Source organism: Geobacillus subterraneus, assembly GCF_001618685.1.
In the GTDB taxonomy this organism is placed as follows: Bacteria; Bacillota; Bacilli; order Bacillales; family Anoxybacillaceae; genus Geobacillus; species Geobacillus subterraneus.
This window is the reverse complement of record NZ_CP014342.1, coordinates 2599242-2620762: the sequence shown is the minus strand read 5'-3', so window position 1 is coordinate 2620762 and position 21521 is coordinate 2599242. Positions and strand designations below refer to the sequence as shown.

Annotated in this window: 21 protein-coding genes; 18 read left to right on the top strand and 3 right to left on the bottom strand. The window is 52.0% G+C overall.

Annotated features, from left to right (window positions below; all coding sequences use genetic code 11):
- Positions 1–159 precede the first annotated feature (159 nt).
- The 7 genes from GS3922_RS12715 (at position 160) to GS3922_RS12685 (ending at position 9345) form a co-directional block, all read left to right on the top strand.
- A complete protein-coding gene (locus GS3922_RS12715) occupies positions 160–1560 on the top strand; it encodes a hypothetical protein (protein ID WP_063166649.1) in 1401 nt (466 codons plus the stop codon).
- Between the two features lie 203 nt (positions 1561–1763).
- Complete coding sequence (gene hemE, locus GS3922_RS12710) at positions 1764–2801, top strand: uroporphyrinogen decarboxylase (protein ID WP_063166648.1); 1038 nt, start codon at positions 1764–1766, stop codon at positions 2799–2801.
- 15 nt (positions 2802–2816) lie between these two features.
- Positions 2817–3767: a ferrochelatase gene (hemH, locus tag GS3922_RS12705; protein ID WP_063166647.1), complete on the top strand. Its 951-nt coding sequence runs from the start codon at positions 2817–2819 to the stop codon at positions 3765–3767.
- Entirely contained in the window at positions 3760–5202 is a 1443-nt protein-coding gene (hemY, locus tag GS3922_RS12700; RefSeq protein ID WP_063166646.1) for a protoporphyrinogen oxidase, read from the top strand. Before hemH ends, hemY begins: the two co-directional genes overlap by 8 nt.
- Positions 5203–5397: 195 nt before the next feature.
- Complete coding sequence (locus GS3922_RS12695) at positions 5398–5970, top strand: TetR/AcrR family transcriptional regulator (RefSeq protein WP_063166645.1); 573 nt, start codon at positions 5398–5400, stop codon at positions 5968–5970.
- A gap of 320 nt (positions 5971–6290) precedes the next feature.
- On the top strand, positions 6291–7538 hold the full coding sequence (locus GS3922_RS12690; RefSeq protein ID WP_063166644.1) for an RNA-guided endonuclease InsQ/TnpB family protein: 1248 nt from the start codon (positions 6291–6293) through the stop codon (positions 7536–7538).
- Entirely contained in the window at positions 7531–9345 is a 1815-nt protein-coding gene (locus tag GS3922_RS12685) for a YhgE/Pip domain-containing protein (RefSeq protein WP_236933427.1), read from the top strand. The genes GS3922_RS12690 and GS3922_RS12685 overlap by 8 nt, the downstream gene beginning before the upstream one ends.
- A gap of 367 nt (positions 9346–9712) precedes the next feature.
- On the opposite strand, the gene yhfH is transcribed toward GS3922_RS12685, so the two are convergent.
- Complete coding sequence (gene yhfH / locus GS3922_RS17380; RefSeq protein WP_082816575.1) at positions 9713–9850, bottom strand: protein YhfH; 138 nt, start codon at positions 9848–9850, stop codon at positions 9713–9715.
- A 152-nt stretch (positions 9851–10002) separates the two neighbouring features.
- On the opposite strand from yhfH, the gene GS3922_RS12680 reads away from it, so the two are divergent.
- The 5 genes from GS3922_RS12680 (at position 10003) to GS3922_RS12660 (ending at position 15385) form a co-directional block, all read left to right on the top strand.
- The gene (locus tag GS3922_RS12680) at positions 10003–10737 is read left to right on the top strand and encodes an MBL fold metallo-hydrolase (RefSeq protein WP_063167410.1); all 735 of its coding nucleotides are present in this window, start codon (positions 10003–10005) and stop codon (positions 10735–10737) included.
- 137 nt (positions 10738–10874) lie between these two features.
- Positions 10875–12419, top strand: a complete 1545-nt coding sequence (locus GS3922_RS12675; RefSeq protein WP_063166643.1) for a fatty acid--CoA ligase family protein — start codon at positions 10875–10877, stop codon at positions 12417–12419.
- A gap of 136 nt (positions 12420–12555) precedes the next feature.
- Positions 12556–13566, top strand: coding sequence for an ABC transporter substrate-binding protein (locus GS3922_RS12670; protein ID WP_063166642.1), 1011 nt, complete (start codon positions 12556–12558; stop codon positions 13564–13566).
- 63 nt (positions 13567–13629) lie between these two features.
- Positions 13630–14622, top strand: coding sequence for an ABC transporter permease (locus GS3922_RS12665; protein WP_063167409.1), 993 nt, complete (start codon positions 13630–13632; stop codon positions 14620–14622).
- On the top strand, positions 14588–15385 hold the full coding sequence (locus GS3922_RS12660; protein ID WP_063166641.1) for an ABC transporter ATP-binding protein: 798 nt from the start codon (positions 14588–14590) through the stop codon (positions 15383–15385). The genes GS3922_RS12665 and GS3922_RS12660 overlap by 35 nt, the downstream gene beginning before the upstream one ends.
- A gap of 59 nt (positions 15386–15444) precedes the next feature.
- Here GS3922_RS12660 and dat read toward each other — a convergent pair whose 3' ends face one another.
- Entirely contained in the window at positions 15445–16308 is an 864-nt protein-coding gene (gene dat, locus GS3922_RS12655) for a D-amino-acid transaminase (protein ID WP_063166640.1), read from the bottom strand.
- Positions 16309–16646: 338 nt separating this feature from the next.
- Here dat and GS3922_RS12650 point away from each other — a divergent pair, with 338 nt between their 5' ends.
- Positions 16647–17363 carry an AzlC family ABC transporter permease gene (locus tag GS3922_RS12650; RefSeq protein ID WP_020958819.1) on the top strand — a complete coding sequence of 239 codons (717 nt, stop codon included), beginning with the start codon at positions 16647–16649 and terminating at the stop codon, positions 17361–17363.
- Entirely contained in the window at positions 17356–17661 is a 306-nt protein-coding gene (locus tag GS3922_RS12645; protein ID WP_020958820.1) for an AzlD domain-containing protein, read from the top strand. The genes GS3922_RS12650 and GS3922_RS12645 overlap by 8 nt, the downstream gene beginning before the upstream one ends.
- Before the next feature lie 79 nt (positions 17662–17740).
- Here the strand turns inward: GS3922_RS12645 and GS3922_RS12640 are convergent, their stop codons facing one another.
- The gene (locus tag GS3922_RS12640; protein WP_063166639.1) at positions 17741–18334 is read right to left on the bottom strand and encodes an SCO family protein; all 594 of its coding nucleotides are present in this window, start codon (positions 18332–18334) and stop codon (positions 17741–17743) included.
- A 190-nt stretch (positions 18335–18524) separates the two neighbouring features.
- Here GS3922_RS12640 and aceA point away from each other — a divergent pair, with 190 nt between their 5' ends.
- The 4 genes from aceA to GS3922_RS12620 all read left to right on the top strand — a co-directional run bounded on the left by aceA (position 18525) and on the right by GS3922_RS12620 (position 21506).
- On the top strand, positions 18525–19811 hold the full coding sequence (aceA, locus tag GS3922_RS12635; RefSeq protein WP_063166638.1) for an isocitrate lyase: 1287 nt from the start codon (positions 18525–18527) through the stop codon (positions 19809–19811).
- Positions 19812–19918: 107 nt separating this feature from the next.
- Entirely contained in the window at positions 19919–20113 is a 195-nt protein-coding gene (locus tag GS3922_RS12630) for a hypothetical protein (RefSeq protein WP_063166637.1), read from the top strand.
- Positions 20114–20245: 132 nt separating this feature from the next.
- On the top strand, positions 20246–20791 hold the full coding sequence (locus tag GS3922_RS12625; protein ID WP_063166636.1) for a competence protein ComK: 546 nt from the start codon (positions 20246–20248) through the stop codon (positions 20789–20791).
- 91 nt (positions 20792–20882) lie between these two features.
- Positions 20883–21506, top strand: coding sequence for a TVP38/TMEM64 family protein (locus GS3922_RS12620; RefSeq protein ID WP_063166635.1), 624 nt, complete (start codon positions 20883–20885; stop codon positions 21504–21506).
- The last annotated feature ends 15 nt before the right edge of the window (positions 21507–21521 follow it).

The following is a 21521-nucleotide window of genomic DNA, read 5'->3' as shown; positions in this document are numbered from 1 at the left end:
TGTGCCCCTTGCTCACATCTCTGTTCTGGCACTGCGCTTTCCCGTGTCGCTCGCACTTTGTTCTCACACCTCTGTTCCGGCTTCATATGCTGTAGTACACCGGCCTAGGCGCACGTCCGGCAGGCCGGGCTGGAAGTTGGAGAGAAAGGGGATTGGTTTATGGGCGTAGAGCTTGTGGCGCTGCACTGGATTTACTTGCTGTTTATCATGCTCATTATCGGGTTTATGGTCGTCCGCAAAGATACATCGCTCGTTTGCATTGCCGGCATTTTTTTGTTGGCGGCGGTCGCCACCCATTCACTGAGCGCGGCAGTCAGCGGGGTGTTTAACAGCTTTATTTACGCCATTACCGAATTGCTGCCAACGATTTTAGTCATCTCGATTATTGTCGCGATGAGCAAAGTGTTGTCAGCGACGGGGATCAATGATGTGATGGTGTCGCCGTTTGTCCGTTTTATCCGGACGCCGGCCTGGGCGTATTGGACGATCGGGATTTTGATGATGGTGATTTCTTGGTTTTTCTGGCCGTCTCCGGCCGTTGCCCTTATGGGGGCGGTGCTGTTGCCGGCGGCGGTTCGCGTCGGGTTGCCGGCGCTAGGAGTAGCAATGGCGATGAACTTGTTCGGACATGGCATCGCCCTTTCTGGTGATTTTATCATTCAAGGAGCGCCGAAACTGACCGCTGATGCGGCCGGATTGCCGGTTGGCGAAGTGATTGCTGCCAGCGTGCCGCTCGTTTTTGTCATGGGGGTGGTCACGACCGTCACGGCGTTTTATTTGCTGCGCCGCGATATGAAGCAAGGGCGCTTGACGAGCGGGGATGCAGAAATCGCCGCTGCCACTGATGCGGCGCTCGAGAAAACGGGAGGGCTGTTGGCCGAGCCGACGAAAAAATGGCTGGCGCTGTTGATTCCGGTGCTGTTTGCCCTTGACGTCATCGCGATGTTTTATTTGCGTTTGCAAGGCGGCGAGGCGACAGCCTTAGTCGGCGGAACCGCGATTTTTATCTTGATCCTTATTTCTGTTTTAGCCCACCGGCAAGAAAGCTTTGCGGAAGTGACCAACTACTTTATTGAAGGATTCCAGTTTGGGTTTAAAGTATTCGGCCCCGTCATTCCGATTGCCGCCTTTTTCTATCTTGGCGATGCCGGATTCGTGAAAATTATCGGCGACTATTTGCCGCAGGCATCCCAAGGCATTGTCAATGATTTAGGGGTCGCCTTAGCCCATGCGGTGCCGCTGAACAACGAAATCGGGGCGGTGACGCTCACCATCGTCGGGGCGATTACCGGCCTTGACGGCTCCGGGTTTTCCGGCATCTCGCTTGCCGGTTCGGTTGCCCATTTGTTTGCGGTCGCCATTGGCGGCGGAGCCGCCACGTTAACGGCGCTTGGTCAGATCGCTGCCATTTGGGTCGGCGGAGGCACGCTCGTTCCATGGGCGCTCATTCCAGCGGCCGCGATTTGCGGAGTCGACCCGTTTGAATTGGCGCGCCGCAACTTAATTCCGGTCGCCGTCGGCTTGGCGGTCACGACCGTTGTCGCCATGTTTCTCATCTAACAAAAAAGCTGTCCCGTGCGGTCGGGACGGCTTTTTTGTTATAATAGGTATGGGTTGAAAAATCGGTCGATTTTTTGACAGTTCGTTTCCTTCTCTATACATTGGGCATCGAAAGCGGTATAGTGAAAAAGAGATAAGCAATGTGAATGGGCAAAAAATAGAGGAACGGTTGATTGGACTGGATGAAAGAAAGGCGGATGGAGATGACAAGACGAATGAACGATACGTTTTTGCGCGCCTGCCGCGGCGAAAAAACGGCCTATGTGCCGGTATGGTATATGAGGCAGGCCGGACGGTCGCAGCCGGAATACCGGGCACTGAAGGAGAAATATTCATTATTCGAGATTACGCATCAGCCGGAGCTTTGCGCTTATGTCACCAGGCTTCCGGTGGAGCAATATGGCGTGGATGCTGCCATTTTATATAAAGACATTATGACGCCGCTGCCGGCGATCGGCGTGGATGTGGAAATTCGCGGCGGCGTCGGGCCGGTGATCGCCAACCCGATCCGCTCGCTTCATGATGTTGAGCGGCTTGGAGAGATCGATCCGGAACACGATGTGCCGTACGTGCTCGAGACGATCCGGCTGCTTGTCAACGAACAGCTTGATGTGCCGCTCATCGGCTTTGCCGGCGCGCCGTTTACGCTGGCCAGCTACATGATTGAAGGCGGTCCGTCCAAAAACTATCATAAAACAAAGGCATTTATGTACGCTGAACCGAAAGCATGGTTTGCCTTAATGGACAAGCTTGCCGAAATGACGATCCGCTATGTGAAAGCGCAAATTCAAGCAGGGGCAAGGGCGGTGCAAATTTTTGATTCTTGGGTTGGCGCTGTCAATGCGGATGATTATCGGACGTTTATTAAGCCGGCGATGGCGCGCATTTTTGCCGCCTTGCGCGAGGAAGGAGCGCCGCTCATCATGTTTGGCGTCGGTGCGAGCCATTTGGCGCGCGAGTGGAACGACTTGCCGCTTGATGTCATCGGCCTTGATTGGCGGCTGTCGATTCGTGAGGCGCGCCGCCAAGGCATTACAAAGGCGATCCAGGGCAACTTGGATCCAGCGGTGCTGCTCGCGCCGTGGGATGTGATCGAAGAGCGGGTGAAGCGCATTTTGGACGAGGGGATGGAGCAGCCGGGCTATATTTTCAACTTGGGCCACGGCATTTTCCCGGACGTCCAGCCGGCGACATTGAAGCGGCTGACTGCCTTTATCCACGACTATACTTCCACGAACTAAAAGAGGTGCAGCACAATGGCGAAACAAACGGTTGGACTGCTTGTCATGGCGTATGGAACCCCGTATAAAGAAGACGATATCGAACGGTATTACACGCATATTCGCCACGGACGGAAGCCGCCGCAAGAGCAAATTGACGACTTAAAAGCGCGCTATCGGGCGATTGGCGGGCTGTCCCCGCTCGCTAAAATTACGGAAGCGCAGGCGACACAGCTCGAGGCGCGGCTGAACGAAGTGCAAGAGGAAGTCGAGTTTCGCATGTATTTAGGGCTGAAGCATATCGAGCCATTGATCGAGGATGCGGTTGAACGCATGCATGCCGACGGTGTGAAAGAGGCGGTGGCGATTGTTTTAGCGCCTCATTATTCCACATTCAGCATCCGTTCATACAACGAGCGGGCGAAAGCGGCGGCGGAAAAGCTTGGCGGCCCGGTTATTTATACGATTGACCAATGGTATGACGAGCCGAAATTTTTGCATTATTGGTCGGAAAAAGTGAAAGCCGTTTTTGCCGCCATGCCGGAGCGTGAGCGGGAGCGGGCTGTGCTCATCGTATCAGCCCATAGCCTGCCGGAAAAAATCATTCAAGCCGGCGATCCATATCCGGCGCAACTTGAAGACACGGCAAAGCGCATCGCCGAGCAAGCTGGAGTTGCCCATTACGCCGTCGGCTGGCAAAGTGCTGGAAATACACCAGAACCTTGGCTGGGCCCGGATGTGCAAGACTTGACGCGCCAGTTGCACGATGAGTGCGGCTATACATCGTTTGTTTATGCGCCGGTCGGTTTTGTCGCTGATCATTTGGAAGTGTTATATGACAATGACATTGAATGTAAGCAAGTGACTGAAGAAATTGGCGCCCGCTATTACCGGCCGGAAATGCCGAACACCGATCCGCTGTTTATTGATGCATTGGCGACGGTCGTGTTAAAGCGGCTCGCAAAAGAAGGCGATAAGCATGAATGAAGGGCAACGGACCGTTGTCATTATCGGCGGCGGCATTACGGGTCTCACTGCCGCCTACTACTTGCAAAAAGCGATCAAAGAACAGCGTCTGCCGCTGACGTGCAAGCTTGTCGAAGCAACGCACCGGCTCGGCGGAAAAGTGCAGACGGTCATGCGCAACGGCTATGTCATTGAGCGCGGGCCGGACTCTTTTTTGGCGCGGAAAACGAGCGCGTTCCGCCTCGTAAAGGAAGTCGGCCTGGAGCATGAAATCGTCCATAATGCGACTGGGAAATCATACATTTTAGTCAACGGCAAATTATATCCGATCCCAGGTGGAGCGGTGATGGGCATTCCGACGCGCATCGCCCCGTTTTTAACGACCGGGCTGTTTTCTCCGGCCGGCAAGCTGCGGGCGGCGCTCGATTTCGTGCTGCCGCCGGTGAAAGCAGACGGCGACATGCCGCTCGGCCGCTTTTTCCGCCGCCGTTTGGGCGATGAAGTGGTGGACAATTTGATTGAACCACTGCTGTCTGGCATTTACGCTGGCGACATCGATGAAATGAGTTTAATGGCGACGTTTCCCCAGTTTTTCCAGCTTGAACAGAAATACGGAAGTCTCGTTCGCGGAGCGAAACGGACGACGCCAAAAGAACAGAAAGAGCGAAAAGGGGCGTTTCAGACGTTAAAAACAGGCTTGCAGTCGCTGGTTGAAGAAGTGGAAAAGCGGCTTGAACCGGGCAGTGTCATCAAAGGGACGCGCATTGAGCGGATCACCCGCACCGGTTCAGCGTACCGGCTGCAATTGAGCACCGGTCAAACGTGGGAGGCGGACAGCGTCATCATCACCACGCCGCACCACATTGTGCCGGACATGCTCGCTGATTATCCGTTTTTTGCCCCGTTCCGGTCGGTGCCGCTGACATCGGTGGCGACGGTGGCGCTTGCTTTTCCGGAGAAAGCGATCCGCCAAGATATCGATGGCACCGGGTTTGTCGTCTCGCGCCGCAGCGATTACACGATGACGGCGTGCACGTGGACGCATAAAAAGTGGCCGCATACGACGCCGCCCGGCAAAGCGCTTTTACGCGGCTATGTCGGACGCCCGGGCGACGAGGACATCGTTGATCAGCCGGACGATGAGATCGTCCGCATTGTGCTTGATGACTTAAACAAAGTGATGAAAATTGATGGCCAGCCGGAATTTGCCGTCATTTCCCGATGGAAGCGGGCGATGCCGCAGTATACGGTCGGGCATCGCGAACGGCTGGCAGCGATTAAGCGGCACATGGCGTCCGATCTGCCAGGGGTGTTTTTAGCCGGCAGTTCTTATGAGGGGCTCGGATTGCCTGATTGCATCGACCAAGGGGAAAGGGCGGTCCGCGATGTGCTTGACTATTTGCGGCAAGGGGAACCAAACCGGCCGGCGGAAGCGGCGTACAGCAGCGCCCGCTAGCCGGCGGCCTAGCTGGCGGTCGATTAGCACCGGGCTGGGGCGTGGAAGGTGTAAACTGCCTTGAAATCAGCGGCGCCGCGGCCAAGCTTTTTTAGGGTGTAATCATTTTTGCTCTTTACGCTAGAGGCGAGAATATGATATGGTAAAAACGGATTGACCAAATTGTTCATTCAGTCAAATTAAAGGATGAGGCCAATGGCAAGCGACCGTAAACGGCAAATTATCGAAGCAGCGTCCCAATCGTTCGCGGCTTTCGGTTATAAGGCGACGACGATGGAACAGATCGCCAAGCTCGCCAACGTCGGCAAAGGAACGATTTATACGTTTTTTAAAAGCAAAGAGGAGCTGCTTGATGAAATCGTTTCTTCCTTGATCGCGGAAATCAAAGCAGAAGCCGAGCAGGCGATGGATCCGTCGTTGCCGTTTTCCGAAAACGTCCATCGCGCCTTGTACCGCATTTTAGAATTCCGCCAGCGCCATCAGCTGACCGCGAAACTGCTTCAGGAAGTGCGCAGCATCGGCACGGCAGCGGTGCAGGAAGTGCTGACCAAGCTCGACCGGGCGATGGTCGAGTTTATCCGGCAAAAAATTGAGACGGCGGTGGAAAAAGGGGAAATCCGCCCGTGCAATGCCGAAATAACGGCGTTTTTAATGCTCAAGATGTACATCGCCCTCATTGTCGATTGGGAGAAAGATCATGAGCCGCTGGCAAAAGAGCAAATCGCTGAATTGTTTACGCTGTATTTTTTGCAAGGATTGTCCAAGTAGATAATCCTGTCTTTTTTTTGTCAGATGTGACCAAATGAATAAATTGGTCATTTGTACAAAAAGGAGGGAACTATCTCCATGTTGGTCAAGGAATTGTGGGCGATCATCTTCCGCCCGAAAGTGCTCATTCCGATTCTTGCCGTTTTGCTTATTCCTCTTCTTTATAGCGGGGCGTTTTTATCTTAATTAGGCGAGAAGACTCCCACTTCAACGAAGCGAAGCGGAGTAAGTGGGAGATGAATCGCCTTAACTATATTTTGCTGAAAATAGGATAGATTCAGTAAAATATAGTATCATATAGTTAGATGGGAGGTGAAAACATGTATTTTTGTATCAAACAACAGCTAAATGGTTTGACCAAAGAAGAATACTTGACTCTTCGAGAACTGTGCCATATTGCCAAGAACATGTACAACGTCGGATTGTACAATGTCAGACAATACTATTTTGAACACAAGGAATTTCTTAATTATGAGAAAAACGATCATCTTGCCAAAACTAACGAAAACTATAAGCTGTTAAACAGCAACATGGCACAGCAAATTTTAAAAAAGGTCAATGAAGCCTTTAAATCTTTCTTTGGTTTGATCAGTCTTGCCAAACAAGGAAAATATGACTACAAGGCTATCAGTATTCCAAAATATCTTAAAAAAGATGGCTTTCATTCACTGATCATTGGCCAGATTCGTATAGACGGCAACAAATTCACGATACCGTATTCTCGCCTATTTAAAAAGACTCACAAGCCTATCACGATAACGATTCCGCCTGTGTTACTGGACAAAAAGATTAAGCAGATTGAAATCATTCCTAAGCATCATGCCAGGTTCTTTGAGATTCAGTACAAATATGAAATGCCTGAAGATCAAAGAGAATTAAACGACCAAAAAGCACTGGCCATTGATTTAGGATTAAACAATCTTGCCACTTGTGTCACATCAGACGGCAGATCATTCATCATTGATGGGCGGAGATTAAAAAGTATAAATCAATGGTTTAACAAAGAAAATGCCAGACTTCAAAGCATAAAAGATAAGCAAAAAATCAAAGGCACCACTCGTAAACAGGCTTTGCTTGCTATGAATCGCAATAATAAAGTGAATGATTATATCAACAAGACTTGCCGTTACATCATTAACTACTGTATTGAAAATCAAATTGGCAAACTTGTCATTGGCTATGCGGAAACATGGCAACGCAATATTAATCTAGGAAAAAAGACAAATCAAAACTTTGTCAATATTCCTCTCGGTAACATAAAAGAAAAACTAGAATATCTTTGTGAATTTTACGGCATTGAATTCTTGAAACAGGAAGAATCCTATACGTCTCAAGCCAGCTTTTTTGACGGCGATGAGATTCCTGAATATAATGCCGACAATCCAAAAGAATATAAGTTCAGCGGCAAACGTATTAAGCGCGGCTTGTATCGAACAAAGTCTGGCAAACTAATTAATGCTGATGTCAATGGCGCATTAAACATCTTAAAGAAAAGTAAAGCTGTAGACCTGAGTGTCTTATGCTCTAGCGGCGAAGTGGACACGCCTCAAAGAATAAGGATTGCTTGAAGCAGTCAAACTTCTTTGGAAGCCCCCACTTCAAATTTTCGCTAGAAAATTAAGTGGGGGTAGTTCACGGGCGTTTTGGGATCCGTACGGCCATTTAGATCAGTTGCCGGTCGCGGTCGTCAATGAAGATGAAGGGGCAGTGCTTGACGGCGAGAACATTCAGCTTGGCGACGACGTGGTGAAGCGGCTGAAGGAAAACGGCACGTTTGATTGGCGGTTCGTCAGCCGCAAGCAAGCGGACGACGGCTTGAAGAACCGGGCGTATTACATGGCCGTCATCATTCCTAACGATTTTTCCGCTAACGCAGCAACGGTGCAAAGCGGCAACCCGAAGCCGCTGAGACTCGTATACATCCCGAACGAAGGGGCGAACTATTTAGCTGGAAAGATTGGCGATTCCGCCATCGAGGCAATAAAAGAAGAAATTGCCAAAAACGTGACGAAAACGTACGCGGAAGCCATGTTAACGAAGATGAAGACAGCGGCTGACGGGTTTGGTGAGGCAAGTCAAGGAACTGCCCAACTGCGCGATGGGCTCCAAACAGCAGAACAAGGAAGCCGTTCGCTTTCCGGCGGGATGGAGGAGGCGAAGAAAGGGAGCGCCCGTTTAGCCGCCGGAGCGGAAAAAGCCAAAGACGGGGCCGCTCGTTTGTCCCGTTATTTAACCGAGCTGGCTGAGCAATCATTGTCGTTTGAAAACGGCTTGCAAGCGGGAAACAATGGAGCGAAACAACTGCAAACTGGCGCAACAGCGCTGCAGGACGGGCTTGGAAAACTGGCTGCCGGCAGCCAACAGCTCGCTTCTGGCGCTCTAGCCGCCCAAAATGGGGCGACGTCGCTCACGAATGGATTGCATGCTTCGCTCAATAGCATGAAAGCACTGCAAGAGCGATTGCCGTCCCTAACTAGCGGGGCGAACGAGCTTCATGACGGGGTGGCTGAGTTGGAGAAGGGGGTGCAAGCGTGGCAACAAAAGGCGGGCGAAGCGGCCGCCGGAGCGGACGAAGTGAACAAAGGGCTGCAGCAATATGCCGCCCAACTCGAAAGGATGATCGAACAAACGGATGACCCGCAGCAAAAAGCGACGTTACAGATGCTGTATGAACAGCTTCAGCCGCTTGTAGCGGGAAGCGGGAACATAGCGACCGGCGTCCGCGGGCTAGCCGGCCAAGCGGGGCAGGTCCAAAACGGGGCTTCCCGCCTCGCTGACGGCGCAGCTGCGCTCGCTTCCGGGCAGCAGGCGGTGCAAGACGGCATCGAAAAACTCGTTAACGGGCAACAGCAGCTTGCTGATGGCGCCGCTCGCTTAGCGGACGGCCAACAAACAGTAGCGGATGGGGCGAAAGAGCTTGAGAACCAGCTTCAGGCTGCTTATCAAGGAGCACAAACGGTCGCTGACGGCAGCAGCAGACTGGCTGAAGGAATCAATCAGCTTGCTTCCGGTTCGAGCCGGCTCGTCTCGGGGACGAGCAAACTGGCGGATGGGGCAAACGAACTTTCCGACGGCGTGTCTGCTGTTGCCAAAGGAGCGGATTCACTCCACCAAGGATTTGACAGACTCCTTGGCGGCGGACGATCGTTGTCGGCGGGGCTTGCGCGTCTTGAACAAGGGGCGGGCGAGTTGGCTGACCGTTTAAGCGAAGGGGCGGAAAAGGCAGATCGTATTCAGGCAAACGAGCTTGTATCTGAGATGATCGCCGATCCGGTACAAAACGATAAGCGGCCGCTTCATCACGTGCCCAACTACGGAACTGGCTTTGCCCCGTACTTTTTATCGCCGCCGCTATGCGGTATGGACGGAAAGTGAAACCGCGGCTTAAGCGCGATTGTTTTCGGCCTGAAGCGTCTGACAACGTACCACCGATTCATTTCACGGACAAAGGGCTGGTCCCAAAAGGTTGTAAACATCCTTTTGAGATCAGCCCTTTTGTTTTTGTTTGACTTGAATGGTTTCTCGAGGGAATTCCCGTCCTGTTTTGGGTCGCCGACTTGTCTTTCTTTTTTGCGGCTGCATTGCGGTGTCTCAAAGTGCGTCAGAGATGCGAGGTGTGCATGGTGCAAAAAAAATGCCCCCTCAGTGGGAGGCGGTAAGAAAAAAGGCAGGCTGCATCGGGGAACAGCCTATCGCCGGCGGGGCGGCCGGCGAACGTGACGCAAGGGCAACGTCCGCTCACCTATTGGCGGTAAGCGGCGCCAAGGCAGTCAGAACACGTGTTGCCGTAACATTCATGCTGTTCATCCATTTCTTTGCCGCAATGCATGCATTTTTTGGGTGGCAGGTTTTTGAAAAATTCCAACACTTTCGTCAACATTTCGATCCCCTCCGTTGTCTTGGTAGTTTTATTGTATTATAACACAAAACAAAATGTCAATATGTGTTTTAAAACAAAAAATCGATAAAGATGAAAAAATGGACGCGATTGTGTATGATGAAGACAAAATGAATGAAAGGAGAGAACAGGAAATGAAAGTAACGGTCATCGGCTATTGGGGGGGATTTCCGGCCGCCAATGAGGCGACATCGGCGTATTTGTTCGAGCATGACGGCTTTCGCTTGCTCGTTGATTGCGGGAGCGGAGCGCTCGCCAAACTGCAAAACTACACAGCCGTGGAAAATTTGGATGCGGTCATCCTCTCTCATTACCACTACGACCATATCGCTGATATCGGCCCGCTTCAATACGCCCGCCTCATCTATAAAAAATCGGGAGTTGACTTGCCGGTGCTTCCGGTTTATGGCCATGCGGAAGATGAGGAGGCGTTTGCCCACCTGACGCATAACGGCATTACGGAAGGGATCGCCTATGATCCGAAAGGGACACTTGCTGTTGGACCATTTTCGCTTACGTTCCTAAAAACAGTTCATCCGGTGCCGTGCTATGCGATGCGCATCACCGCCGGCGGCAACACGATCGTGTACACGGCCGATTCGAGTTATATGCCGGAGTTTGTGCCGTTTGCTAAAGGAGCTGATTTGCTTATTGGCGAGTGCAACTTTTATGCCGGACAAAATGCGGCGCCCGCCGGGCACATGACGAGCGAAGAGGCGGCAATGATCGCTGAAGGGGCAGGCGTCGGCGAGCTATGGTTGACGCATTTGCCGCACGTTGGCCGCCATGGGCAGCTCATCGAAGAGGCGGGGAGGACGTTTCAAGGCGTCATTCGCCTCGCTCAAACTGGCCTCGTCTGGGCACGATAAGCCGGCCACCGAAAAAAGAACAGCAAAGGAAACGCTTTCTCTTGTCCTTTGCTGTTCTTTTTTTTATAATAAGTATAGTTCGAATTTTTTTACTTATAAAATGAATGGTCATTCATTCATTTTTTGGGGGGATGATGATGAATTTAACGGCGCGGTTGGCACAAGTGGCGCAACAACTGCCGGACAAAGATGCGTATGTGTTTATGGGGGAACGATGCACGTATCAACAATTGAATGCCGCCGTATCGAAGTTTGCCGACGGACTGGCGCAGCTTGGCGTCCGCCAAGGCGACCATATCGCCCTGCTGCTTGGCAATTCGCCTCAGTTTGTCATCGGTCTATACGGAGCGCTGCGGCTCGGGGCGACTGTGATTCCGATCAACCCGATTTATACGCCGGAGGAGATTGCCTACATTTTGCATAATGGCGATGTCAAAGCGGTGGTCGGCCTCGATTTGCTCGCGCCGCTGTTTGACGAGGCAAAAAAGCGGCTGCCGCTTTTCAAGCACGCCATCGTTTGCGAAACCCCGCAAGGGAAAGAAAAGGGCATTCCATTGTCAACAGAGATGAAACCGTTTGCAGAAGTGCTGGCTGCCGGCAGTCCGGATTTCACAGGGCCGGAGCTTAATGATGATGATGTCGCTGTTATTTTGTATACGTCCGGAACGACCGGCAAGCCAAAAGGGGCGATGCTTACGCATAAAAACTTGTACAGCAATGCGCAAGACACGGCTGATTATTTGGGCATCAATGAAAATGACCGCGTCATTGCCGCCCTGCCGATGTTCCACGTCTTTTGCCTGACGGTGGCGTTAAACGCCCCGCTTATGAATGGAGCGACGGTACTGATTATGCCGAAATTCAGCCCAGCGACCATGTTTGCGTTAACCCGCGAGGAAAAGGCGACGATTTTTGCCGGCGTGCCGACAATGTATAACTTTCTCTACCAGCATGAGGAAGGGAGCGCGGACGATTTACGCACGCTTCGGCTTTGCATCTCGGGTGGCGCTTCTATGCCGGTCGCACTACTGGAAAACTTTGAGAAAAAATTCAACGTGATCGTCTCGGAAGGGTACGGGCTGTCGGAGGCGTCGCCAGTTACGTGCTTCAACCCGCTTGACCGGCCGCGCAAGCCCGGCTCGATTGGGACGAATATTAAAAACGTTGAAAACAAAGTTGTCAATGAATATGGGGAAGAAGTGCCGGTCGGAGAAGTCGGCGAGCTTGTCGTCCGCGGCCCCAACGTCATGAAAGGGTATTACAAAATGCCGGAAGAAACGGCCGCCGCTTTGCGCGACGGTTGGCTGCACACCGGCGATTTGGCGCGCATGGATGAGGACGGCTATTTCTATATCGTCGACCGAAAAAAAGAGATGATCATCGTCGGCGGCTACAACGTATACCCGCGTGAAGTCGAGGAAGTGCTATACAGCCATCCGGATGTCGTTGAAGCTGCGGTGATCGGCGTGCCGGATCCAGATTACGGCGAGGCGGTGCGGGCGTTTGTCGTCGCGAAAAATCCGGAGCTGACTGAGGAGCAATTAATTGCCTACTGCCGCGAGCGGTTGGCGAAGTATAAAGTGCCGGGCGAAATCAGCTTTTTAAAGGAACTGCCAAAAAATGCGACAGGAAAAATTTTGCGGAGAGCCTTAAAAGAACGGTTAACCGCCTCCCATGCTTAACAGTGCTGAACATTCAGCACTTTTTCTTTTTTTTGAATAGTATATTGAAAATGAAGAAATAAACTTATATAATTTGACACATAAAAGCATAAACGTTCAAAAGGACTAAACTAATCTACATAGGGGGAATCGGATGATGGGCAAACATATGCGGCGGCTTGCCATGTTGTGCGCAGCCAGCTTTTTGCTGCTTAGCGGCTGCGGTGGAGCGAACGAAACAGGAAGCAGCCAAGGAAACGGCGGCGGGCAGGAAGCGAAGGAAAAGACATACAAAATCGGGGTGACACAAATCGTCGAGCATCCGTCGCTTGATGCGGCGCGCAAAGGATTTGAGCAGGCGTTAAAGGACAAGGGGTTGTCCGTCGAGTATGACGTGCAAATCGCCCAAGGAGACCAAAGCAACAACCAAACGATCGCCAACAATTTTGCCTCCGATGGCGTTGACTTGATTTTCGCCAACTCGACGCCAAGCGCGCAGGCAGCGCTCAATGCGACAAAAGACATTCCGATCGTTTTTACGTCAGTGACCGATCCGGTCGGCGCCCAGCTTGTCCAATCGATGGAGAAGCCGGGCGGCAATGTGACAGGCACGACGGACACGCATCCGGAGGCGATTCCGAAAACGGTGCAGTTTATTGATAAATATATCCAAGGCAACCGCGTCGGAATGGTGTATAACGCCGGCGAACAAAACTCGGTCGCACAGGTGGATCAAGTGAAAAAGGCGATGGAAGGAACCGATTTGAAAATCGTTTCCGCCTCGGTATCCACGTCGGCCGAAGTGAAGCAGGCGACCGAATCGCTGATCGGCAAGGTCGACTGCCTGTATATCATTACCGATAATACGGTTGTGTCAGCGCTTGAGTCAGTCATTCAAGTGGCCAATGAACACGACATTCCTCTGTTCGTCGGCGAGCTTGATTCAGTGAAGCGCGGCGGGTTTGCGGCGTACGGGTTTGATTATTATGACATCGGCTATGAAGCCGGTGAGATGGCGGCGCAAATTTTGCAAGAGGGGAAAAAGCCGGCCGATCTGCCGGTGCAATACCCGCAAAAATTGAAGCTGGCCATTAACAAAAAAGCAGCACAAGAAATGGGAATTGAACTCAACCCGGAATGGGATTCGATCGCTGAATATATCGAATAAACGGCCATCCCTCCTTCGGTGAAGGGGGGCGCCAAAAGGCAGGTGAGAATGGTGTGGGCAGCGATGTTTAGTTCTGTGGAAGCCGGCTTGATTTATGCCATCATGGCGCTTGGCGTCTACATGTCGTTTCGCATTTTGGATTTTCCCGATTTAACGGTCGATGGCAGCTTTGTCACCGGCGCGTCGGTCGCTGCCGTGATGATTGTCGGTGGAGCGAATCCGTTTGCCGCTTCGGCTGCAGCGCTGGTGGCCGGCTTTGCGGCTGGAGCGGTGACCGGGCTTTTGCACACAAAAGGGAAAATCAACCCACTTTTATCCGGCATTTTGATGATGATCGCTTTATATTCCATTAATCTGCGCATTATGGGGAAATCGAACGTGCCGCTGCTGCAGCAGGAGACGGTCATTACGAAGATCACAGCTGTCTGGCAGCAAACGGGATTGGATGCGGTGCTCAGTCAGCTGTTTTCCTTTACGGGCTTTGCGCCGCGGACATGGGCGATTTTATGTTCGATGGCGGTGCTGACGTTCGTGATCAAAGGGGTTCTCGACTGGCTGATGAAAACAGAGTTCGGAATCGCATTGCGGGCGGCCGGAGACAACAAACCGATGGTGGCGAGCTTTTCCGCCAACACGGACTGGCTCATTGTCTTCGGGCTCGGGCTGTCGAATGCGCTCGTCGCCTTTTCCGGGGCGCTTATCGCCCAGTACGGGGGGTTCAGTGATGTCAACATGGGGGTCGGGATGATTGTCATCGGTTTAGCTTCGGTGATTATCGGAGAGGCGTTGTTTGGTGCCCGTTCGGTCGTGCGCGCGACGTGGGCGGTCATCGGCGGCGCTGTCGTTTACCGCCTCATTTTGGCGATCGCCTTGCGCGTCGAGTTTTTGGAGACGGGCGATGTGAAATTGATTACCGCATTCATTGTCATGGCGGCGCTCATCGTGCCAAACGTGTGGGCGGCACAAAAAGAAAAGCGGCGGAAAAAGCGAAAAGCGCAGCAGTTGGAGAGGGGGGAGTCCATTGCTGGAGCTAAGACGAATTACAAAAGTATTTAACGAAGGGACGGCCGATGAGAAAATCGCTTTACAAGGCATTGATTTAACGCTTTCCCCCGGCGATTTCGTCACCGTCATCGGCAGCAACGGCGCCGGAAAATCAACGTTGATGAACATCATCGCCGGTCGGTTGTCTCCTGACACGGGCGAAGTGTGGATCAACGGCCGCAACGTGACCGCGCTTAAGGAGCACGTACGCGCCCGCTACATCGGCCGCGTCTTTCAAGATCCGATGGCCGGCACCGCACCGCATATGACGATTGAAGAAAACTTAGTGCTCGCCTACAATCGGACGAAGCGGCGCACGCTCCGCCTCGGCGTGACAAAGCAAAAGCGCGAATGGTTCCGGGAAACGCTGCAAACGCTCCATTTAGGGCTCGAAAACCGGCTTACCGCCAAAGTGGGGCTTCTCTCCGGTGGAGAGCGGCAAGCGCTCTCGTTATTGATGGCGACGTTTACGAAGCCGGATGTGCTTTTGCTTGACGAGCATACCGCCGCTCTCGATCCGGCGCGGGCCGAGCTTGTGACTGAACTGACGAAACAAATCGTCGCCCAACACAACTTGACGACGCTGATGGTGACGCACAATATGGAGCAGGCGATCCGCCTTGGCAACCGGCTCATTATGATGGACGGCGGACAAATCATCTTTGCCGCCGAAGGAAAGGAAAAGGAAGAGTTGACGGTCGAGCGGCTGCTTGAGGAATTTCAGCGCATCCGCGGCAGCCAGTTCGCCAGCGACCGCGCTGTGCTTAGCTCATAAATAAGGCGAGGTGTCCCAAAGGAGAATGATGGGACACCTCTTTTGTGTGGCGAAGCCGGTCAAGCGTTGCTTGCGGCCGGCTGCGTCGCCTTTTGATAGGCGGCTTGCAAGGATTTCGTCACCGCTCCTGGCCGGCCGTCGCCGATTGTTATGTCATCCACTTGGACGATCGGAGTAATAGCCGAGGTTGTGCTCGTCAAAAACAGTTCATCCGCCCTAGCGAGGTCGTGGACCGAAAACGCTTCTTCAATGAACGGGATGCCAAGCTCTCCACAAAACTGCTTCACTCTCGTGCGGACGATGCCGTTTAAAATCCGCTCCGTCGCTGGATGAGTGTACACCGTTTCGTCTTTGACAAGAAAAATATTCGATGAACTGCCCTCGGTCACGATGCCGTCGCGGTGGAGAATCGCTTCAAACGCACCGCGCTCGGCCGCTTCTTGTTTCGCCAGCACGTTTGGCAGCAAGTTCAAACTTTTAATATAGCAGTATTCCCAACGAACATCTTTCGTTAACGTGGCGTGCACACCGTGTGCTATTTCGTCTGTTTTCCGCGCCATCGGCTGGATGTAGGCGTACAAATTCGGCCGATTTTCCGTCGGGAACGTATGGCTGCGCGGAAAGCTGCCCCGCGTCACTTGCAAATACAAAATCGCATCTTCACGCACGTCGTTCATGCGGCGAAGCTGCTCAAGCCGCTCGGACAGCTCTTCGGGAGCGAACGGGACGGACAGGCGAATAGCGGCCGCCGAACGGTATAGGCGATCGAGATGCTCTTGGAGCCAAACGTACGCTCCGCTGTATAGGCGAACTACCTCATAGACGCCATCGCCAAACTGCAAGCCGCGTTCTTCCATCGGATACGTCACTTGCTCATAGCGAAAAATGCCACGTTCGGTCAATACGTGCGGTTTTACTGACATGATAGTGCACTCCTTTTCAATTGCGCAAATAATGAACCAATTCGATTATATCATAGATTGATTTTCTCCCCTACTCCCGCTTTGTGCCAAAGCGGGAGCTTCCTAGAAGGCCGGGCATTGAAAAGGAGAGGCCGCTTTCACGGAGCAGTTTTTAAATTGAGAAGTTTTGCGCCGCTGTAACGTTATTCCTTTCCATCTCCTGCAAATTAAGCGAATCCGTTGTTTTCGCTAGCCTCCTAGTTAAGAGGATAAAAGAACTGACCTATGTTCGGGTTGCGAAATGACAGCGATTTTTAGACAATAAACATATCAAACTAGTGAAACGGGGGAATGGATGGATGGAAACAACATGGACGGCTGGTAAAATGGCGCCGTTTCGCCAAGGAGTGCAGGCGGGGGTGGCGATCGCCATCGGTTATATGCCGATCGCGCTGACATTTGGCCTGCTCGCTAAGACGACCGGGCTGACGCTTGCAGAAACGGTGCTGATGAGCGTCGTCGTTTTTGCCGGCGCCTCGCAATATATTGCGCTCAGCTTGCTTTCCGTCGGTACCGGTATATTTGAAATCATTTTAACGACATTTATTTTAAACATTCGCCATTTTTTAATGTCCGCTTCGCTCAACGAAAAAGCGGAGGCGGATGCGCTTTGGAAAAAGGCGCTGTATGCGTTTGGCATTACGGATGAAACGTTTTCCGTTGCGGCCATGAAAGAGGGGACGGTTAGCGCTTCGTATATGTTTGGGCTGATCATGATGGCGTACGGCAGCTGGGTCGTCAATTCCGGCATCGGTTATGCTGTCGGGGCAAGCTTGCCGGAAAGCTTACAAGAGAGCATGTCGGTCGCTTTGTACGCCATGTTTATCGGCTTGCTCGTCCCAGCGCTGAAAAAGCAGCGGAAAACGGTATGGCTGGCAGGGTTAGCTGCCGTGTTCAACTCGCTCGGCACGCTTGTCTTTCATCTGTCTAAAGGCTGGTCGATCGTGCTGGCGACGCTTCTTTCGGCAGTCGTCGTCCAGTGGCTGGCGAAGAAGGGGGAGAATGAGGATGAATAACGCGATCGTTTGGATGATTCTCGGCATGGGGATCGTCACGTATTTGCCGCGCATGTTGCCGCTCGTGCTGCTTGGGCGCGTCCAGCTGCCGCCGTTTTGGCAAGGGGTGCTGAAAAATGTGCCGTATGCTGCACTTGGCGCGCTGATTATCCCTGATATTTTTTTCATTCAAGACGACATTCTCTTTGGGGTGATCGGTTTTGCGGCGGCGGTGACTGCCGCCTGGCTCGGTGCGAATGTTATTGTTGTCGTGCTTGCTGCGGTTGTGGTGCTTAGTTGCTATTCGATGCTGATGTAAAAGGTTCGGCAGTCAATGAAAAAAAGGGCAGACAATGCCCTCTTTTTTCTTTCCGCACGTTACACCTATTACCAAATCATCACGACAATTCATCCATAATCGTTTTGTATACTTCATCAACACGAAATCGTGACGCTCCCCCCATGTCGATCTGTTCGATGACCCGTCCGTCCCGATTGAGCAAGTAAGCGAGCGACGTATGCACAATCATGCCGTTTCCCGGGTCACGGTATTGGAAGTTGAAAGCGTCTGCCGTCGCTTTTGTCGCTACTTCGCTGCCGCGCAAAAACACCCATCCTTGCCCATCGCCAGTCACCCCAAACGTATTTGCGTATGTTTGCAGTTTTTCTTTCGTGTCGCGCGCGGGGTCAATAGTGATCGTGACGAATTCCACATCGCGCCCGAACACTCCGGCTTTTTGCAGCCGGTCGCGCAGCTTTGCCATCTGCATCGTCGTATTTGGGCAAATATCCGGGCAGTTCGTATAGATGAATTCGACGAGTCGAACTTTTGGCGGCAAGTCGTCAAAGGAATAAGGAGCTCCCCACGCTGTTTCCATCGTCACGTCATCCGGCAGACGCATAGCAGACGGCTTGTAGACGGCGAAGTAAAAGATGCCGGCACCGATGCCAACGAGCACAAGCGATGCGGCGATCATATACCATTTTTTCATCATCATCACTCCTCTACTATTGATCATACCAAAATGATGGACAGAAAAAATGCCGTTTTTATGAACGTTATGCGTCCATTTTCTTAATTGAGAAAAGTTTCAAAAAAAGGCTTGCATTTTTTCTTGTCTGTTATATAATAAAACCGTAAACAAAAATAATGTAATATAACAAGAGATGGGGGAAGGAAAAATGGCGTCATTTGCTGAACGTGTCCGACAATTAGAGGAAAGCTGGAAAAATGAAGAGCGTTGGAAAGGCGTTACCCGCCCGTACAGCGCTGAAGATGTCATTAAACTGCGCGGCTCGCTTGATATTGAGCATACGCTCGCTCGGCGCGGAGCCGAGAAGTTATGGCAGCTGTTAAATACGGAAGATTACGTTCATGCACTCGGTGCGCTGACTGGAAATCAAGCGGTGCAACAAGTGAAAGCAGGGCTGAAAGCCATTTATTTAAGCGGCTGGCAGGTGGCGGCCGACGCCAACCTCGCGGGGCACATGTATCCGGACCAAAGCTTGTATCCGTCCAACAGCGTTCCACATGTTGTCAAACGCATTAACCAGGCGTTGCAACGCGCAGATCAAATCCAATATTTAGAGGGCAGCGGCGATGTCGACTATTTTGTGCCGATCGTTGCTGATGCGGAGGCTGGATTCGGCGGCCAGCTGAACGTGTTTGAGCTCATGAAAGCGATGATTGAAGCGGGAGCGGCTGGCGTCCATTTCGAAGATCAGCTGTCGTCAGAGAAAAAATGCGGCCATTTAGGCGGCAAAGTGCTCTTGCCGACGCAAACGGCGGTGCGCAACTTGATCGCCGCGCGGCTTGCCGCTGACGTCATGGGTGTCCCGACGGTGCTCATTGCCCGCACCGATGCCAATGCTGCTGACTTGATCACAAGCGACATTGACCCGCGCGATCAACAGTTTATTACCGGCGAACGGACGTCGGAAGGGTTTTATCGCACGCGGGCAGGTCTCGACCAGGCGATCGCTCGTGGGCTTGCCTACGCGCCGTATGCCGACCTTATTTGGTGCGAAACGAGCGAACCGAATTTGGAGGAAGCACGCCGGTTCGCGGAAGCGATTCACGAGCAATTTCCAGGCAAGCTGCTTGCGTACAACTGTTCGCCGTCGTTTAACTGGAAGAAAAAACTGGACGACGAGACAATCGCCAAATTCCAGCAAGAGCTCGGTAAAATGGGATACAAGTTCCAATTCGTCACTCTCGCCGGCTTCCATGCGCTCAACTACAGCATGTTTGAGTTGGCGCGCGGCTACAAAGAGAGAGGCATGGCGGCATACGCTGAACTGCAGCAAGCTGAATTTGCCGCCGAAAAGTACGGCTACACAGCCACGCGCCATCAGCGCGAAGTCGGTACCGGCTACTTCGATGAGGTCGCCCAAGTGATCTCTGGCGGCCAATCGTCCACCGTCGCCTTAAAAGGATCAACCGAAGAGGAGCAGTTTACAACTGCTTAATATGAAATAACAGCGGACGCAAATGAAAGCCTGGCCTCCCCGGGCTTTTTTTTTTATGTATAAAAGGAAAAAGATGGCGCATCCTATAGGCGTAGGGAGGCGATGGGATGGAAAAGAGAAACGACGATCTGCCGGAGTTGATGCCCGCTGAATTTCGCGTCAGCACAGACCTCCACTTTGAGCAATGGTGGATGAATGAAGAAACGTATGCGGGCAATTCGGTCGGTGAACATACCGCGCTTGAGCAGGCCAATGAATATTTAGCGGCCAAGGAGATCGGCCAAACATTTGAAAACTCATAACACCCCCATGACGATTGTCATGGGATTTTTTTGTGCTAAAAAGCCCACTAATCTTTTTCAAAATATAGAAAAATATAACTTCTAGTGGTATGATAGGAATAGTGATCCAGTTGATAGGAAGGGGATGAACCGATGAAAGTGAATGAGTTTATCGTGTTGAAACATTTCGTCGTGAGCCGTTATACTATGGCGATTCTCCCGTACCTGTTGAACAGTGATGTCTATGCAAAGGTCATTGAGGAAGACGGCGAATATATTGTCAAAAAAACGCCAACCGATATCATTAAACATAGCTGCGACTATTACGGCTGCAGCTTCCAAGGCAGAAAAGAAGGAACAAAGGCGTTGATCGGCATCACCCACAAAGCGCCGATTGCCATCGAACCGGCCAATGGAATTTACGTCTTCCCGACTTCTTCCCCAAGAGATTCCGGCTGCGTTTGGCTGTCCCATATGCACGTCTATCAGTATGAACCTGCCAAATATGAGCGAACCGTCGTCTATTTCCGCAATGGAAAAAGCGTATCCCTCGATGTTTCCTATAAATCCTTTGTCAATCAATTATATCGAACAGCCCAACTGCGGACGAAATTGGCGGATCGAATGGAGGCGAGAGAACGCAAACTCCAATACCTATTCCGCATGCAGCAGGAAAAAGATGTGACAGAGCATGAATGATAAAAAATGGGTTTTCACAAAGAAGAGTTCAAATGGCACGGCCGGGCGTGTAAAATAAAAGTATAAACGGCATTTGAATGGAGAAAGATGCATGAATATGGAAACGCTCAAACAATGGTTCACGCTCGATCACGTGCTTTCCTTGCTTGAACATTACCGCTCATTTGGCGTGTTTCCCGGCATTGCCGCGACGCTGCTCGAGTCGTTTTTTCCGATTTTGCCGATGGTCGTTTTTGTGATGGCGAACGCCGCTGCATTCGGATTGTGGAAAGGGTTTTTCATTTCATGGCTCGGCGCCTCGCTCGGTTCGCTCATCGTGTTTTGGCTGACGCGAAGAATCGGCCAGCAGCGTTTCTTTCGTTTTGTCCGCCGCCACCAAAAAGTCCGCCGGTTCATGCACTGGATCGAACGGCACGGATTTGGCCCGCTGTTTTTGCTTTATTGTTTCCCTTTCACCCCATCGGCGCTCGTCAATATTGTCGCCGGGCTGTCGGGCATCAGCCGCCAGCAGTTTGTGCTCGCGGTGTTGCTCGGAAAGATGATCATGATTTTTACAATCAGTTTTATCGGCTATGACATCGTGGCGCTCGTTCGGCAGCCGTTGCGCACGGCTGGCATTGCCGCGGTCGTCTTGTTGCTTTGGTACGCAGGAAAACGGGTAGAGGCGAGATTTTCGCTGACGGAAAAACAAAGCAGCGAGGGGGGCGGGGAGTGACGAAAGAAAAGAAAA